Source organism: Thalassotalea insulae (assembly GCF_030161395.1).
In the GTDB taxonomy this organism is placed as follows: Bacteria; Pseudomonadota; Gammaproteobacteria; order Enterobacterales; family Alteromonadaceae; genus Thalassotalea_E; species Thalassotalea_E insulae.
Map to the genome: position 1 here is coordinate 404,541 of NZ_BSST01000001.1, position 15,203 is coordinate 419,743.

At 40.2% G+C, this 15,203-nt stretch carries 14 protein-coding genes; 7 read left to right on the forward strand and 7 right to left on the reverse strand.

Going from position 1 to position 15,203, the window contains the following annotated elements:
* Positions 1-29 precede the first annotated feature (29 nt).
* Complete coding sequence (purL, locus tag QQK06_RS01895; protein WP_431313627.1) at positions 30-3,956, forward strand: phosphoribosylformylglycinamidine synthase; 3,927 nt, start codon at positions 30-32, stop codon at positions 3,954-3,956.
* Between the two features lie 70 nt (positions 3,957-4,026).
* On the opposite strand, the gene QQK06_RS01900 is transcribed toward purL, so the two are convergent.
* Complete coding sequence (locus QQK06_RS01900; protein ID WP_284242877.1) at positions 4,027-4,902, reverse strand: hypothetical protein; 876 nt, start codon at positions 4,900-4,902, stop codon at positions 4,027-4,029.
* Between the two features lie 365 nt (positions 4,903-5,267).
* On the opposite strand from QQK06_RS01900, the gene QQK06_RS01905 reads away from it, so the two are divergent.
* Positions 5,268-5,942 (forward strand): nitroreductase family protein, encoded by a 675-nt coding sequence (locus QQK06_RS01905; RefSeq protein ID WP_284242878.1) that lies wholly within the window; start codon positions 5,268-5,270, stop codon positions 5,940-5,942.
* An 86-nt stretch (positions 5,943-6,028) separates the two neighbouring features.
* On the opposite strand, the gene QQK06_RS01910 is transcribed toward QQK06_RS01905, so the two are convergent.
* Both QQK06_RS01910 and QQK06_RS01915 read right to left on the reverse strand, forming a co-directional pair.
* Entirely contained in the window at positions 6,029-6,238 is a 210-nt protein-coding gene (locus QQK06_RS01910) for a hypothetical protein (protein WP_284242879.1), read from the reverse strand.
* Positions 6,239-6,254: 16 nt separating this feature from the next.
* Entirely contained in the window at positions 6,255-6,611 is a 357-nt protein-coding gene (locus QQK06_RS01915; RefSeq protein WP_284242880.1) for a ribonuclease E inhibitor RraB, read from the reverse strand.
* 135 nt (positions 6,612-6,746) lie between these two features.
* Here QQK06_RS01915 and QQK06_RS01920 point away from each other — a divergent pair, with 135 nt between their 5' ends.
* The gene (locus QQK06_RS01920) at positions 6,747-7,655 is read left to right on the forward strand and encodes an RluA family pseudouridine synthase (protein ID WP_284242881.1); all 909 of its coding nucleotides are present in this window, start codon (positions 6,747-6,749) and stop codon (positions 7,653-7,655) included.
* Between the two features lie 60 nt (positions 7,656-7,715).
* Here the strand turns inward: QQK06_RS01920 and dapA are convergent, their stop codons facing one another.
* The 3 genes from dapA to QQK06_RS01935 all read right to left on the reverse strand — a co-directional run bounded on the left by dapA (position 7,716) and on the right by QQK06_RS01935 (position 9,941).
* On the reverse strand, positions 7,716-8,624 hold the full coding sequence (dapA, locus tag QQK06_RS01925; protein ID WP_431313628.1) for a 4-hydroxy-tetrahydrodipicolinate synthase: 909 nt from the start codon (positions 8,622-8,624) through the stop codon (positions 7,716-7,718).
* Positions 8,625-8,701: 77 nt separating this feature from the next.
* Positions 8,702-9,082 (reverse strand): hypothetical protein, encoded by a 381-nt coding sequence (locus QQK06_RS01930; RefSeq protein ID WP_284242883.1) that lies wholly within the window; start codon positions 9,080-9,082, stop codon positions 8,702-8,704.
* Positions 9,083-9,188: 106 nt separating this feature from the next.
* Positions 9,189-9,941 (reverse strand): DUF4097 family beta strand repeat-containing protein, encoded by a 753-nt coding sequence (locus QQK06_RS01935; RefSeq protein ID WP_284242884.1) that lies wholly within the window; start codon positions 9,939-9,941, stop codon positions 9,189-9,191.
* A gap of 106 nt (positions 9,942-10,047) precedes the next feature.
* Between QQK06_RS01935 and QQK06_RS01940 the strand changes: the two genes are divergently transcribed.
* The 4 genes from QQK06_RS01940 to QQK06_RS01955 all read left to right on the forward strand — a co-directional run bounded on the left by QQK06_RS01940 (position 10,048) and on the right by QQK06_RS01955 (position 14,416).
* Entirely contained in the window at positions 10,048-11,325 is a 1,278-nt protein-coding gene (locus tag QQK06_RS01940; protein ID WP_284242885.1) for a CinA family nicotinamide mononucleotide deamidase-related protein, read from the forward strand.
* Positions 11,326-11,577: 252 nt separating this feature from the next.
* On the forward strand, positions 11,578-11,904 hold the full coding sequence (locus tag QQK06_RS01945) for a hypothetical protein (protein ID WP_284242886.1): 327 nt from the start codon (positions 11,578-11,580) through the stop codon (positions 11,902-11,904).
* A gap of 29 nt (positions 11,905-11,933) precedes the next feature.
* The gene (locus QQK06_RS01950) at positions 11,934-13,619 is read left to right on the forward strand and encodes a flagellar assembly protein A (protein WP_284242887.1); all 1,686 of its coding nucleotides are present in this window, start codon (positions 11,934-11,936) and stop codon (positions 13,617-13,619) included.
* Entirely contained in the window at positions 13,619-14,416 is a 798-nt protein-coding gene (locus QQK06_RS01955; RefSeq protein WP_284242888.1) for a DUF2884 family protein, read from the forward strand. Before QQK06_RS01950 ends, QQK06_RS01955 begins: the two co-directional genes overlap by 1 nt.
* 134 nt (positions 14,417-14,550) lie before the next feature.
* Here the strand turns inward: QQK06_RS01955 and QQK06_RS01960 are convergent, their stop codons facing one another.
* Positions 14,551-15,168 (reverse strand): fumarylacetoacetate hydrolase family protein, encoded by a 618-nt coding sequence (locus tag QQK06_RS01960; RefSeq protein WP_284242889.1) that lies wholly within the window; start codon positions 15,166-15,168, stop codon positions 14,551-14,553.
* Positions 15,169-15,203: the final 35 nt, after the last annotated feature.

Below are 15,203 nucleotides of genomic sequence, written 5' to 3' on the forward strand. Positions count from 1 at the left end.
CCTAATTTAATTTACTAGTGAGTAAACAAATGGCGATGTTGATCCAAACTCTTCGTGGCGCTCCAGCGTTATCTGATTTCCGTATTAAAAAACTTTTAAATCAGTGTGCTGAACTTAGCCTTCCTGTGACAAACATTTATGCAGAGTTTACCCACTTTGCTCATTTATCTGCACCATTAACCGATGATGAAACAAATGTTTTGGCCAAATTATTAACCTACGGCCCAACCATTGAAGAGCATGAACCAGCAGGCACGTTATTATTAGTCACCCCACGCCCGGGCACTATCTCACCTTGGTCTTCAAAATCTACCGACATCGCTCACAATTGTGGTTTAGCTAAAGTTGAACGCTTAGAACGCGGCATTGCTTACTATGTAACGAGCGACACACTTTCAACCGCTCAAGAAAAACAGTTAAATAACCTTATTCATGATCGTATGATGGAATCTATTTTTACTGATTTCAATGACGCACAAGCATTGTTCGCAACAGCTGAGCCAGGTGAATATAGTTCAGTTGATGTATTAACTGGCGGTCGTGAAGCATTAGCAACAGCCAATATTGAATTAGGTCTAGCACTTGCCGAAGATGAAATTACCTACCTTGCAGATAACTTCGCAAAACTTGGCCGTAACCCACATGACATAGAGCTTTACATGTTTGCTCAAGCTAACTCTGAGCATTGTCGTCATAAGATTTTTAACGCTGACTGGACAATTGATGGTGTTAAGCAAGAAAAATCATTATTTAAAATGATCCGTAATACTCACGAAGTTAATCCAGACTACGTCTTATCGGCTTATAAAGATAATGCTGCTGTTATGGTGGGTTCTGAAGGCGGTCGTTTCTTTGCTGATCCACAAACGCAAGAATATGGCTATCACCATGAAGATATTCAAATCTTGATGAAAGTTGAAACTCACAACCACCCGACAGCTATTTCACCTTATCCAGGCGCAGCTACTGGTTCTGGCGGAGAAATTCGTGATGAAGGGGCAACCGGTGTCGGCTCAAAACCAAAAGCAGGTTTAGTCGGTTTTTCTGTGTCAAACTTACGTATTCCAGGCTTTGAACAACCTTGGGAAACTGATTTTGGTAAACCGGATCGCATTGTTAGTGCCTTAGACATCATGGTAGAAGGCCCACTAGGTGGCGCAGCATTTAATAACGAATTTGGTCGTCCGGCGATTACCGGTTATTTTCGCACCTATGAAGAACAAGTAAATTCTTTCAACGGCACAGAGGTTCGTGGTTATCACAAGCCGATTATGATTGCTGGTGGTTTAGGTAATATTCGTGATCAGCATGTACAAAAAGGTGAAATTAATGTTGGCGCTAACTTAATAGTTTTAGGTGGCCCAGCAATGAATATCGGCCTTGGTGGCGGTGCTGCTTCTTCAATGGCATCTGGTCAATCAGCAGAAGATTTAGATTTTGCCTCAGTGCAACGTGAAAACCCAGAAATGGAACGTCGCTGTCAGGAAGTTATCGACCGCTGTTGGCAACTAGGTGATGACAACCCTATCCTATTTATTCACGATGTCGGCGCAGGGGGTTTATCAAATGCCTTCCCAGAACTAGTTTCAGATGGCGGCCGTGGTGGTAACTTTGAACTGCGTAACGTTCCTAATGATGAACGTAGCATGGCACCACATGAGATTTGGTGTAATGAATCACAAGAGCGCTATGTATTAGCGGTTTCTGATGAGCAGCTTGCTGTTTTTGAAAAAATTTGTCAACGCGAACGAGCACCATTCGCCGTTGTTGGCCGCGCCACTGAAGAAGAGCATTTAACCGTTACTGATTCGCACTTTGCTGGTACAGAAAAAGATACGCCAATTGATTTACCTCTCGACGTCTTATTAGGTAAAACACCTAAGATCATCAAGGATGTTAAATCGGTAGCAACAGCGGGTGATGAGTTAGACTTTAGCGAAGTAACTGTTGCGGATGCTGCTGATCGTTTATTACGCTTACCGACTATCGCTGAAAAAACATTTTTAATTACCATTGGTGACCGTACAGTAACCGGTATGGTTAACCGCGACCAAATGGTCGGCCCGTGGCAGGTTCCTGTAGCTAACTGTGGTGTCACTGCAGCAGCACTTGATTCTTATCATGGTGAAGCCATGTCTATGGGTGAACGCACGCCAGTTGCCTTACTTAACTATGGAGCATCTGCCCGCTTAGCCATCGCAGAGTCATTAACCAACATGGCTGGTACTGACATAGGTGATTTAAATCGCATTAAACTCTCTGCTAACTGGATGTCGCCAGCTGGCCATCCAGGTGAAGATGCCGGGCTTTATCAAGCAGTAAAAGCTGTGGGTGAAGAGCTTTGTCCAGCACTAGGCTTAACCGTGCCAGTGGGTAAAGATTCAATGTCGATGAAAACTCAATGGCAACAAGATGGGGTCGAAAAATCGGTCACCTCTCCTTTGTCATTAATTATCACCGCGTTTGGCCGTGTAGAAGATATTCGTAAAACAGTGACTCCACAACTTAGAACAGACAAAGGCGACAGCCGTATTGTCGCTATTGACTTATCCGGCGGCAAAAATCGTTTAGGCGGCTCTTGTTTAGCGCAAGTTTACAAGCAACTGGGTAAAGAAACCCCTGATGTTGATAATGCGGAAATTTTAAAAGGCTTTTTCAATGCGATGCAAACTCTTGTCCGCGAAGAAATGTTAATCGCTTACCATGACCGCAGTGACGGTGGCTTATTTACCACAGTGGCAGAAATGGCATTTGCCGGTCATACAGGTGTAGATATTGATCTAAGCAAGCTTCAAGGTACTGATTTAGAAGTATTGTTTAACGAAGAACTTGGCGCAGTTATTCAAATTCGTGAAGACGATGTTGAAGCAATCCATCAGATTTTAGCACAGCACGATATTTTAGCCTTATGCACTGACATAGGCCGCATTAATCAAGATGATATGATTCGCTTTACTCGTAATGATCAAGAAGTGTTAGTTAACTCTCGCACCTATTTCAGAACCGTATGGGCGGAGACAACGCTTAAGATGCAAGCAATGCGTGATAACCCAGAGTGTGCCCAGCAAGAATTCGATGTTAAATTTGATACAGAAGATCCCGGTTTAAATACAGCACTGACCTTTGATATCAACGAAGATATCGTTGCCGATTTGATCGCTAAAGATGCCCAAAGCGGTAACAACCCGAAAGTAGCCATATTACGTGAACAAGGGGTTAACTCTCATGTTGAAATGGCAGCGGCATTTGACCGTGCAGGCTTTATCGCTATTGATGTTCATATGTCAGATATTCTTGAAGGTCGTGTTGATCTAGCTGATTTTAACGGTTTAGTCGCTTGTGGCGGTTTCTCTTACGGTGACGTCTTAGGTGCTGGTGAAGGCTGGGCAAAATCTATTTTATTTAACGCCAAAGCTAAAGCTATGTTTAAAGCCTTTTTCCATCGTGAAAATACCTTTAGTTTAGGGGTGTGTAACGGTTGTCAGATGTTATCAAATCTGAAGGAAATCATTCCTGGCAGTGACGCATGGCCACACTTTGTTCAGAATAAATCAGAACGTTTTGAAGCGCGATTCTCATTAGTTGAAATTCAGGAAAGTCCATCGATCTTCTTTAAAGGCATGGAAGGTTCACGTATGCCAATTGCGGTATCTCATGGTGAAGGTCATGCAGAATTCAAATCAGAGCAAGCAATCGCTGCCGCAAATGATTCTGGCACAGTATCGATGCGCTACGTTGATAACTATGGTGAAGTAACGGAAACCTACCCGGCGAACCCTAACGGTTCACCTGATGGAATCACTTCATTAACCACCAGCGATGGTCGAGTCACAATAATGATGCCGCACCCTGAACGGGTTTTCAGAACAGTAGCAAACTCTTGGCACCCAGACGAATGGTTAGAAGATTCACCTTGGGTCCGAATGTTCCGCAACGCAAGAAAATTTGTTGGCTAATATCGCAAGCAAGTAAAATTCAATAAAAAACCGAGCCTTGCTCGGTTTTTTTATCCGTTAATAAATGTGATTAATGAACAGCATTTGGCTGTAAGGCTAAAATATCACAAGGCAATTTATCCATGACATAGTCGATAGCATGGCCCTTAATGTCGGCAAGCAAGCCCCGATGTTCATTACAACCGATGATCACCATATTGGCATTTAAGCTCTGCGCCTGATGTGGTAATACATCATCAACAATACCTTCTTCAATATGTAATTTATCAACTGATAATTGATAAGGCTCAACCAACTCAACCAGGTGTCGTAAATGTTCAGAGTATTCATCAGAGTTTACTTTGTTTTGCTCAAATGAAATCTGACAACTTTTTGAATAGCAACTAACAAAATGACAGTCGCTTGACAATAATTTCGCCATCACATCGGTTTTTTCTATAATTTTCTGGTTAAATTTCTGGTGTACAATGGAGTGCTCATCCGTGCCAACCGCAGCTAATATATGACCATGCTGATGCCAGTCATGGCTACCAACAAATAAAACCGCATCTTGGCTAACATCGATGAGCTCATGCTCTTCCTTATGACTGGTAAACGGCCAGAAATTAGAGTGTGGTGTATTATGTTCCGCTACCAATAAATCATATGAATCATGTTCAAGTTGCTGTTCTACAGCATGAGCAACCTCATTATCATTGACAATATTGACCATTGCCGAAATACCGTACTGATTAGCAAGCTCCATGATATCTTTCACATGAGACGTCATATTTGTTAACTGCTCATGATGCATTAACCACTTCGAATAATAATTGACTTTCGGCTTGACGAATAAAACGGTCAATTGAGCATGATTTCTTTTTGCTAAAAATAGTGATTTTTTTACCGCAACCAATCCATCTGATGAGGATTGGACAAGCGTGAGAATATTCTGAAAATTACGCATAGCTTATTTCCTAGGTTATTAAACTAACCTGATAAGAATAAACCTTAGGTAATTTTCCCTAATAAGCAAAAATCTAATAAGAACAAATTATACTTAGCCAATGGTCCTATATGAAAATTCAATCATTAAATAGCTAAGCAAGAATTAGTACCTTTTAGCATTTATATCATTATCAATAGATTAACCAGATAGTTAATAGAACAACGCTCCCTCAGGTGAGCAAGATATCAGTTAATTCAGCATTTTCCGCGTAAAGATAATAAGACAGATGAATGAAACAAAAGCCAAACTTGTTGCACTTGCAACATAATTTAAAATCTATTATGCTGTTACCAAATTTAAACTGAAGTTATTTAAAATAAGCTATGCAATTACATGATGCGTCACCATTAAGTGACTATATTGAATACCCAGTAGATGAAATGATCGCTCGTTCAAAGCAGTTTTATCAAGAAATCAAACGCCGCCATACCATCAGAAGTTTTAGCGATCGCCCGGTCCCGAAAGAAATCATTGAAAATTGCATTAAAGCAGCAGGCACAGCGCCCAGTGGTGCCAATCATCAGCCGTGGCATTTTGTCGCAATTCACAGTGATGATGTAAAAAAACAGATCAGAGAGCAAGCAGAACAACACGAACAAAGTTTTTATCAGGGTCGGGCTGGTGAAGAATGGCTAAATGCCCTAAAACCTCTTGGTACGGATGCCAATAAACCCTATCTAGAACACGCTCCCTGGTTAATTGCTATTTTTAGCCAGAAAAAAGGCGGTATTCATGCAGATGATAATAATACCAACTATTACGTCCATGAATCTGTTGGAATAGCGACAGGCTTTTTGATAAATGCATTACATTCCTGTGGCCTAGTCACCCTGACCCACACTCCTAAGCCAATGTCATTTTTGAGTAAAATATGTCAGCGACCAGAAAACGAACGTGCCTACATGTTGCTGATCGCTGGTTACCCAGCGGAAGATGCCACTGTGCCCCATCATGCACAGGTAAAAAAATCCATCGACCAAATTACTACTTTTCTATAATAGTAATAACTTAGTGCGTTAAAAAACAGGGTGGAAATCCCACCCTGTTTTCTAATCGAATAATAAGCTTAGCGAATTCATCCCGACTAACTGCAATCAAGTTCAATATCGGTACAGCGCTTTTTACAGCGAATCGATGACTCACCATTATCAGTTAAGTAGATATCCAATGGATGCTGGCATTGAGGACAATGAGTGACCTTTCCTATCAATACTTTTTTAATAAAGTTTTTTTGTTGATGAAACGATTTACTCGTTAATTTGGCAAACGAAGTTAGTTGTGAAATATCAGTCATTTACTGCCTGTTCCAACTAACATGTAAACTTGTTGTTTGATGCACAATACCAACCATCAAACTTTCCCTGTAAAGGCTCCGAGCTGGTTTCTAATAAATGCTGATAAGCACTAATATTTTCATAGCTCGCGGCCATTTCAGGATAAGCGGTAATTTCCCAAGGAAATTCTTCACTGTCTGGATACGCACAAAAGGACAGTTTCTGATTGTTTTCCAGTAATAAATGACCAAATTTTAGCGCTAATTCTTGATTGGGAAAAATCACCGAGAACTCTATCTCTCGCGCTGCAGATAAATCATCACCATCTTGCAGCATTTGCCACAAGGCATTGCCATTATTATCATCAGGAAATAATGTTAAATCACGTTCCATAGCCGTATCCATTTCATTAATCTGTATTAAGTTTATAACCTATTATGATAATTGAACATGTTATTTTTACCTTTTCATTGTAAGTTAGCTACAATAGCGCCACTTACATACCAGTAAACCAATAAAGTAACTCAAATGATCCACTTTGAATGGCATATTCCAGTAACAACAGCCGAAAATTCAATTATTTCACTTTTAACCGACCATGGCTTAAAAACGAATGCTTCCCTTAGTATCAATGAAATAAAATCAGCCATTCAAAAAGGCGCCCTATGGTTAACTCGCGGCAATAAAACCGAGCGTATTAGAAAGATTAAAAAGCCATTAAACGCGAAAGATAAGCTGCACTTTTATTATGATAGCAAGGTGCTCTCACAACAACCCACGCCGGCTATACTGGTATCAGATCAACAAGATTACAGTATTTGGTATAAACCATATGGTATGCTGTGCCAAGGCTCAAAATGGAGCGACCACTGTACTATTAGTCGCTGGGTAGAAAGTCACCTAGAACCCCAACGACCAGCATTTATCGTCCACCGTTTAGATCGGGCAGCCTCAGGTCTTATCATCATCGCGCATAATAAAAAAGCCAACAAAGCCTTCAGCCAACTATTTGAACAACGCAACTTAGATAAACGTTATCACGTCATAGTGCATGGTCAACTCAACCCTAGTTATTTAGCGAATGGGCAGCAAGTCACCACGCCAATAGATGGCAAACCAGCATTGAGTATCTTTTATCAAAAAGAATATGATGAAAAATCCGACTTAAGTTTGCAGGAAGTAAAAATAGCCACCGGACGTAAACACCAGATCCGCAAACATGCTGCAAGTATTGACTTACCTGTTGTAGGTGATCGTTTTCATGGTGATAAAAGCAAGAATTATCAAGGTATCGATTTACAGCTATGCGCGATAAGTTTATCTTTTGATTGCCCACTGACTCAGCAAAGACAAGAGTTTTTACTGCCAGAATCATTACGCCCAGCACTCAGCAACATAGCCGCCAAAATATCGGCCAGTAAGTGCGAGACAAAATAAACAATAACTGCAAGCTTCAAAGCATTGGCAGCTATTGTTTATGCTAAACTTTAATAAAAACTAAGGTGTGTATGAAAAGTCACTATCAGCCATCAAGGTTAACTGTTCACCGACCCAATCAGTTGGCTCAAGCGCCGAAAGCAACTCAAAGCCTTGCTGACGTTGAGCTAACGTTAACGCACGATAGGGCAACCTGAAATTTGCTTCAACAGCTTTAGTCATCATTAACGTAGTATTAATTGCAATCGGATTAGGCTCACAAAATAACCACTGCATCAGTCCCTGTAATTTCGCGTTAAGCTCATTGCTTTCGTTATCCATTAACTGACGCATTAATTTAGGCACTATGTTAGAAGTAACCGAAATTACACCATGAGCTCCATGTTGATGACGGCCATCATGACTTTCATCATCATTACCTGACCAACAGGCGATGCCGCGCTGTTCATAATAAGCAATTCGCTCATTCCCAGCACATTCTTTCACACCAATCAAGTTTTCTAGCTCGGCTAACGGCTCAATAATATCGGGGGTTAGATCCTGACCAGTACGGCCAGGCACGTTATAGATAAATGCAGGACCAATAGACAGTACTTTTTTAAAATGCTCACTGACGCCGGCTTTTGATGTTCGGCCATAATACGGATTAATTTGCAGCGCTGCATCCATTCCCATAGCAAAACCATTTTCCGTTGCTTTCATCGCTTCACGGGTATTATTGCTACCGGTATTACCGACGATCGCTAACTGATCGCTGTATTGATGAACACTGTGAGCAATCAGCATCAAATGCTCTTCCCAGCTTAATAAATGCCCTTCTCCTGTAGTACCACCAACAACAATACCATCAACACCAGCATTAATTTGTTCATTCACTAATTTATCGTAAGTGGCTAAATCAATATTACCGTTAGCATCGTAAGGGGTTTTAATTGCAGTAATAAGGCTTGCTGAACGTAAATCTTTCATCAATATTCTCAGTCATTATTTTATTTATTTCGTCGTCAAGTACATCAATTAATCACTCGACGTACTTTTATCAATATTTAGCAGTGAGCAATTTTATCAATAACCCGCCTAAGGATAAACACTTCTTCACTAACTATGTGCTGATATTTAAATATTTGCTCATTTAATTCCAACACTTTATAGGCATGATAGTTATCCGGATCAGCTAAATCACTGGCATACATTTCGTTATCAATATATTCTGCCTTAGCTATAGTAAAATGAATATCACCAACCAGTCCCCAATCACCTAATTCCAGCGATTGCTGCACTATTTCACCTTGTTGATCATGCACCGAAAAGCTAAATTCATAACTGCCATCATCTAACACCTGAGCATACTCAGTATGAACACATCCTTGCTGATCAACATCACTTCGATACCAAGACCCGACTAATTGCTGTCTTAAAAACTTCATGCTAACGACTACTTAATCCTCTTTATCTTCAGATCATAGCGAATTCCATAGTTACATGCATTAAAAAAGCGGCTAATAGCCGCTTGTAATTGATGACAACTAAATACTAGCGCTTTAACAACCTTACCCCACCATTAACACTTTCTATTGAGATGTTAACGTCACCTGAACCAATAGTGCCATGAAGGTTACGACCAACAAACTTACCTTTATCCACGGATAAGCCAAAGTCATTTCGAATACTGCCATGCATAGTTTCAATATCAACATCAGCACCGATATTTTCTGGTAAATTCAGCTCTACCTGGCCGTTGACCGTATCAATGCGAATATCATTTAACTGAGGTGAAGCTGCACTATAGCTAACATCAATACTGCCATTTACTGAGCTGATCTCACTGTCATTCATTAAGCCTTGTGCGGCAATAGAGCCGTTAACTAATTTAAATTTTGCTTCTCCCTGTACATCTTCAACGGTTAAAGAACCATTCACTAACTCAATGTCAGCTAATTTTGCCGCTTTTGGCAGGTAAATGACATAATCAACGGAGCCTGAATTATGATCTCGCCACTGTGAGGATTTTTTATAACGAGTTTCAACACTAACGCCACGAGAACTTTCGTCGATATCAACGGTGATCCGTGCTAAATCATCCTGATCATCGGCAATTAATATTGCCTGCACTTTGATCTCATTTTTATCCCAGCCATTAACTTCTACATCACCATTAATATTTTCTAGACGAAACTCCGCCTGCTCACTTACCTCAAACGTTTTGACAATTTCATCTCTAACATCAGCAAATGCAGAAGCATTGAATAACAGAACTGACAAAAACAATATTTTTTTCTTATACATATATCCACCTATCACGGTTTAGTTCATTGGTTATAGCATTAGTTACAGTAAGTAAAAAAAAGGTTTAAAATAAAAAATAATTAAATAAAAACAATAAAGGATAATTGTGACTCAATTAAATATTCAGCTTTTATTAACCGGTAATGAATTAATGACCGGAGATATCGTCGATAGTAATTCTGCCATGATTGCCCAGCAGTTATTACCACTTGGATTAACCATTAGTCGTAAAATTACCGTGGCAGACGATTTAAACATGCTAGCCAATGAAATAAAATCTATCAGTGAGCAGGCTGATATACTCATTATCAATGGTGGATTAGGCCCAACAGTTGATGACTTGACCGCACAAGCGTTAGCACTAGCAATGAACTCTCACTTACAACAGCATCCGCAGGCACTCGAACATCTAACTCAGTGGGGGCAGCAGCGAGGTATTACACTAGATCAGGCAAACTTAAAACAAGCGATGTTACCTGCTGGTGCAAGTATTATTGATAACAGCATAGGTAGCGCCGTCGGCTTTGCTTGTCATTACCAGGGCTGTGACATCTATTGTACCCCTGGAGTGCCTAAAGAGTTAGCCATCATGCTTGAGCAACAAATCATAGCTAAAATTAAGCAACAAGTACCACATTCTGTTCACTATCAAGTGAAGCGCTATCAGGTGTTTGGCATAGGTGAGGCAAAGCTACAGCAAATGATCACACAAGCTTTTCCTCAATGGCCGGCTGAAGTTCTATTGGGTTTTAGAGCCGCCTCCCCTATGTTAGAACTCAAATTATCAATCAAAGAACAACAAGCACAACCGTTATTGCAGCATTGGCAAGAAAAACTTTTTGAGCTGTTAGGAGACCATATTCTAACGACAATCGATAATGATATGCCAACCATGGCACAACATGTGATTAAATTATTAACCGCACAAGGCAAGACACTTACAACGGCAGAGTCTTGCACTGGTGGCATGATAGCCAGCCTGCTCACTAATATTGCCGGTTCATCAAAAGCCTTTGAAGCGGGTTTTGTTACTTACTCAAATGAAATGAAAACTAAAATGGTTAATGTATCACCAAAGACACTCACAGCCCACGGCGCAGTGAGTGAACAGGTCGTGCTGGAAATGGCACAAGGCGCCCTTTCGCAAGCAGATGCCGATTATGCTATCGCAGTTTCTGGTATTGCTGGACCTGATGGTGGTACAGCTGAGAAGCCAGTAGGTTCCGTGTGGCTTGCTTGGGGTAATCAACATCAGCTTAACAGCCATTATTTTTGCATTAAAGGCAAGCGCGAGTACTTTCAGCTAATGGTTGCTAACAGAGCACTGGATTTAATCAGACGGCAACTCATTAATAGCCCGCAGACGCCGTTTTATTTTGATTAACTAATTGACCATTTTCTCTAGAGGCAACGAACTATTTCATTTAGTTAGTTGTTATTTATTGCGTAGTAAATCAAAACTTTATATATTTGTAGATAGGCGGAATAATATATTTAATCAGTAGTAATTGTTAAGTCATAGAATGGCAATCTAGCCTGGTTGAATTTATGGCTGAGTTAAATAAAGAAATAAACTGGGTTTTCCTTTATTAACAAGCAGTTAAATATATAACCTTATACTACCTAGGAGCACATTTTGATCGAAAAAAATTTCATCACCAGTGGTAGAAACACAATAATTCATAAAATTAGAAAATTTGACTTACTCATTATTAACGGTGCTCATCCCGTAGTGATTGTGAGTAACAGAGGCATTGGCGTTTATAAAGGCCCTGTACCGAAAAAAAAATCGGATGCCAAAAAGGCGTACCAAGAGGTAGTGGATTTAGGCGCAATCGAAGTATTTGGTGAAGAAAAAACCTTAGTATTTATTCAGGCGCTTGATAACAAGGAATATAAAATTGATTATTCCAAAGTTAACACCCCAAATTTTATCCGAATACATCAAGATAGCTACATTTAGTATCCAGTAGTAACTAAGAGATTTTATCCGTGACTAAAGCAATTCTAGAGCCAAACCAAAAAAACAACATTGATCTTTTATTGCAGCCGGTAAAAGACAATACCACAATAACAGAAGCAACTATTCACGAACTGATCGCCGCTTCTGAATATAAAAACTTATATGTTGATAATGGCAATATCAAAAACGCCATTGCTGAGTTAAACAGCGTATTAAAACCGCTACAGGCAAAGCAAACGGGCCGTGAAATTCGCTATCAAATCTTAGAAAGGCGTGACGCACAAATTTCTATCGAAATTGATAAGGATGAGATGGCAGCATCTGCCGAAATATCTACTGCGCTAGGTGGCAAACATTTAACCGCAAAAGCTATCTTACATTCCGCACAAAAAGCTGGAGTTACCAAGGGTTTTAGTAAAGAAGAACTGGTGAAACTGGCACAACATGCCGCCAGAGAACAAGCAGGTTCTATCGTTAAAGGCCCTATTGCTCACGGTAAAGAACCGATTAATGGTAAAGATGGTAAAATTAAACATTTAGTCGAAAGTGCTCAAGATCGAATATTAAAGCCGAAAGAACGTGAAGACGGTTCAGTTGATATGCGCGATTTAGGCGATATTATCTGCGTAAAAATCGGTGATCCTCTTGCTAAAAAAATCCCACCAACCGAAGGCACCAAAGGGTTTTCCGTCACAGGTACTCCTCTTGAACCGACTCCAGGTACAGACATTGAACTTAAAGTCGGCGAAGGCACGGTATTAAGCCCAAAAAATAATCACATTTTAGTATCAACCAGAGTCGGGCTGCCACGTATTATTGAAAATGGCATGGAAGTTGATGAAGTTTATAAAATTAGAAATGTCGACGTTAGCACCGGTCATATAGAATTTGAAGGAAGTGTCATCATTGACGGTGACGTTTGTGAAGGCATGAAAGTCATCGCTAGTGGCGATATCACCATAGGTGGCTTTGTTGAATCTGCCTTCCTTGAGGCTGGTGGCGATATCACTATCGGTAGCGGTATTATCGGTAAAAAACAAGATGTTGAAGACTTAAAAGCATCAGATATAGTGATGAGCGTTAATATCAAGGCGCAAGGCAGCGTTTATGCGAAGTATTGTCAATATGCGGACATTAGCTGTCAGAACTTACGCATTGAAAATCAACTGATGCATAGCATTATCACGGTGAAAGAAAGGTTATGGCTTGGCTCTGAAGAAAAAGCCAACGGCAAGTTAATAGCAGGTTTTATTTCAGCTGGCACTTCTGTCCATGCTGGTACGGTAGGTGCGACAGCTGGCAGTACTACGATTATACAATTCACCGAACAATTAGAACACCTGCATGAAAAAATGGAAAAATTGGAAACACTGATTGAAGCAGAATCAACAAAAACCAATGAAATGAAAGCTGGTTTGGATAAACTGAAAAAACTACCGAAAGATAAAGTTAATCCGGAATTACGTGATAAATTAATGTCAACCTACAAGCACCACGCAACTCAAATGGGCAGTTATCTCAACGATAAAGAATTACTGGAAGAAGAAATTAATCAATATATGATGGCTGTTTATATTGAAGCCACTGAAAGAATTTATCATGGCGTACAGTTATATGTTGGTAAATATCACGAAAAAACTAAACGTGAGTATGGACCGAGCCGCATGCGCTATAAAGAACGAAAAGTGATCATAGACCCAATCGTTAATACCTAATGACAGCCAAAAATATTTTGCTAAAAACTCGTGCGCTACTGCCAATATTTAGCTTGCTCGCCCTACCACTTGCGCACGCAGAGCAATGTGACATTAATATCAATTATGGCGTAGTAATCGACCCGGTTCATATCCGTGTGCTTGAACAAGGCATCACCTATATCCAAATCAACCATGATAACCAGCTGTTTATTCAAGGGCGAGAAGTGCCCTTATCGTCATCACAACAGGCAACACTTAGCCAATATGCCAGTGATATTCGGCAGCAATTTCCTGAAATCGTTTCTCTGGCTATTGAAGGGGTTGATGTCGGTTTAAAGGCAATAAATAAAGTGATCGCCGGTGTCACCGGAGAGAACAGCAGTTCACATCAAAAGTTACAGAAAAAATTTGAACAGCTAAAATGGCAGCTACGTATGCGCCTCAATCAAAGTGCGGAAAACTTTTATATCGCGCCACAAGAGTTCGACGACTTTGGGGAAATGTTTGCTGATCAATTTGAAAAAGAAATCGAATCATTGATCACTGAATCTATCGGCAGCATTTTATTTACCGTTGGCGAAGCCATTGAAAACCATGAACGAGCCAAAGAGCAGGAACCAGGTTATAGCTTTGAACAGCGCATAGAACAAATGGGGAGTGAATTAGAATTAGAAATGAGCAGTAAAGTTAATGCATTAGAAGCCCAAGCGGATAAATTTTGCGACAAACTCAAAGAAATAAACGGCATAGAAGCACAGTTGATACAACAAATCCCTGAACTTGCCGGCTTCGATCTTATTTCCAGTAGCGATTAATCGGCTTCCTTCCGACATACTAATTTAACAACTTATCTTTAACCTAACTTTCAAAGCTAATGATGCGTTCAACAGCCATTAGCCCTACGCCATAAAGTTATTGCAATTGAAATAAATATCTAATTCAATTGCTATTATCGTGCACGCCAGCTTTGTTCAACCAGCACCTTATCAGCCAATAAAATTTGGCCGGTAAATTTTGCACCAGAGCGCACTTCTCCCACCCCTTTCGGTGTGCCCGTCATCACGATATCACCATCGACTAATGTCATAAAACTACTAAGCTCTGCTAAAATAGCCGCTGGCTTATACATCATCAAAGCGACACCACCCGACTGTATTTCAACGTCGTCTATAGATAAACTGAGTGTTAACTCTTGATTGATATCCGTATCAGCAATACTGACAAAATCACTTAATACTGCAGAGCCGTCAAATGCTTTTGCCCGTTCCCAGGGTAAGCCTTTCTCCTTCAACTTACTCTGTAACTCTCGTTTAGTTAAATCCAGACCAAAGCCAACGGCCGTAAACTTCCCACCTTGGACGACAAAACAAATTTCACCTTCATAATGAAGTGTTTCTTGAGCAAAAGCATTTAACTGAGAAGATAGTGCCGAATTCGGTTTATTAAATACCACCATTTCCTGTGGCACTTCATTCCCAAGTTCTTTTATATGCTCGACATAATTACGACCGATGCAAACAATTTTAGAAGGAGTAAGCTCAGTTCCGTTTACTGTAATTTTTTTCATAAAATATGTGCTACTTATTGATTTTAATCGATTAG

Coding starts and splice junctions, on each gene's coding strand:
- purL (WP_431313627.1), top strand. CDS start 30: ATGGCGATGTTGATCCAAACTCTTCGTGGCGCTCCAGCGTTATCTGAT.
- QQK06_RS01900 (WP_284242877.1), bottom strand. CDS start 4,902: ATGCGTAATTTTCAGAATATTCTCACGCTTGTCCAATCCTCATCAGAT.
- QQK06_RS01905 (WP_284242878.1), top strand. CDS start 5,268: ATGCAATTACATGATGCGTCACCATTAAGTGACTATATTGAATACCCA.
- QQK06_RS01910 (WP_284242879.1), bottom strand. CDS start 6,238: ATGACTGATATTTCACAACTAACTTCGTTTGCCAAATTAACGAGTAAA.
- QQK06_RS01915 (WP_284242880.1), bottom strand. CDS start 6,611: ATGGAACGTGATTTAACATTATTTCCTGATGATAATAATGGCAATGCC.
- QQK06_RS01920 (WP_284242881.1), top strand. CDS start 6,747: ATGATCCACTTTGAATGGCATATTCCAGTAACAACAGCCGAAAATTCA.
- dapA (WP_431313628.1), bottom strand. CDS start 8,624: ATGAAAGATTTACGTTCAGCAAGCCTTATTACTGCAATTAAAACCCCT.
- QQK06_RS01930 (WP_284242883.1), bottom strand. CDS start 9,082: ATGAAGTTTTTAAGACAGCAATTAGTCGGGTCTTGGTATCGAAGTGAT.
- QQK06_RS01935 (WP_284242884.1), bottom strand. CDS start 9,941: ATGTATAAGAAAAAAATATTGTTTTTGTCAGTTCTGTTATTCAATGCT.
- QQK06_RS01955 (WP_284242888.1), top strand. CDS start 13,619: ATGACAGCCAAAAATATTTTGCTAAAAACTCGTGCGCTACTGCCAATA.
- QQK06_RS01960 (WP_284242889.1), bottom strand. CDS start 15,168: ATGAAAAAAATTACAGTAAACGGAACTGAGCTTACTCCTTCTAAAATT.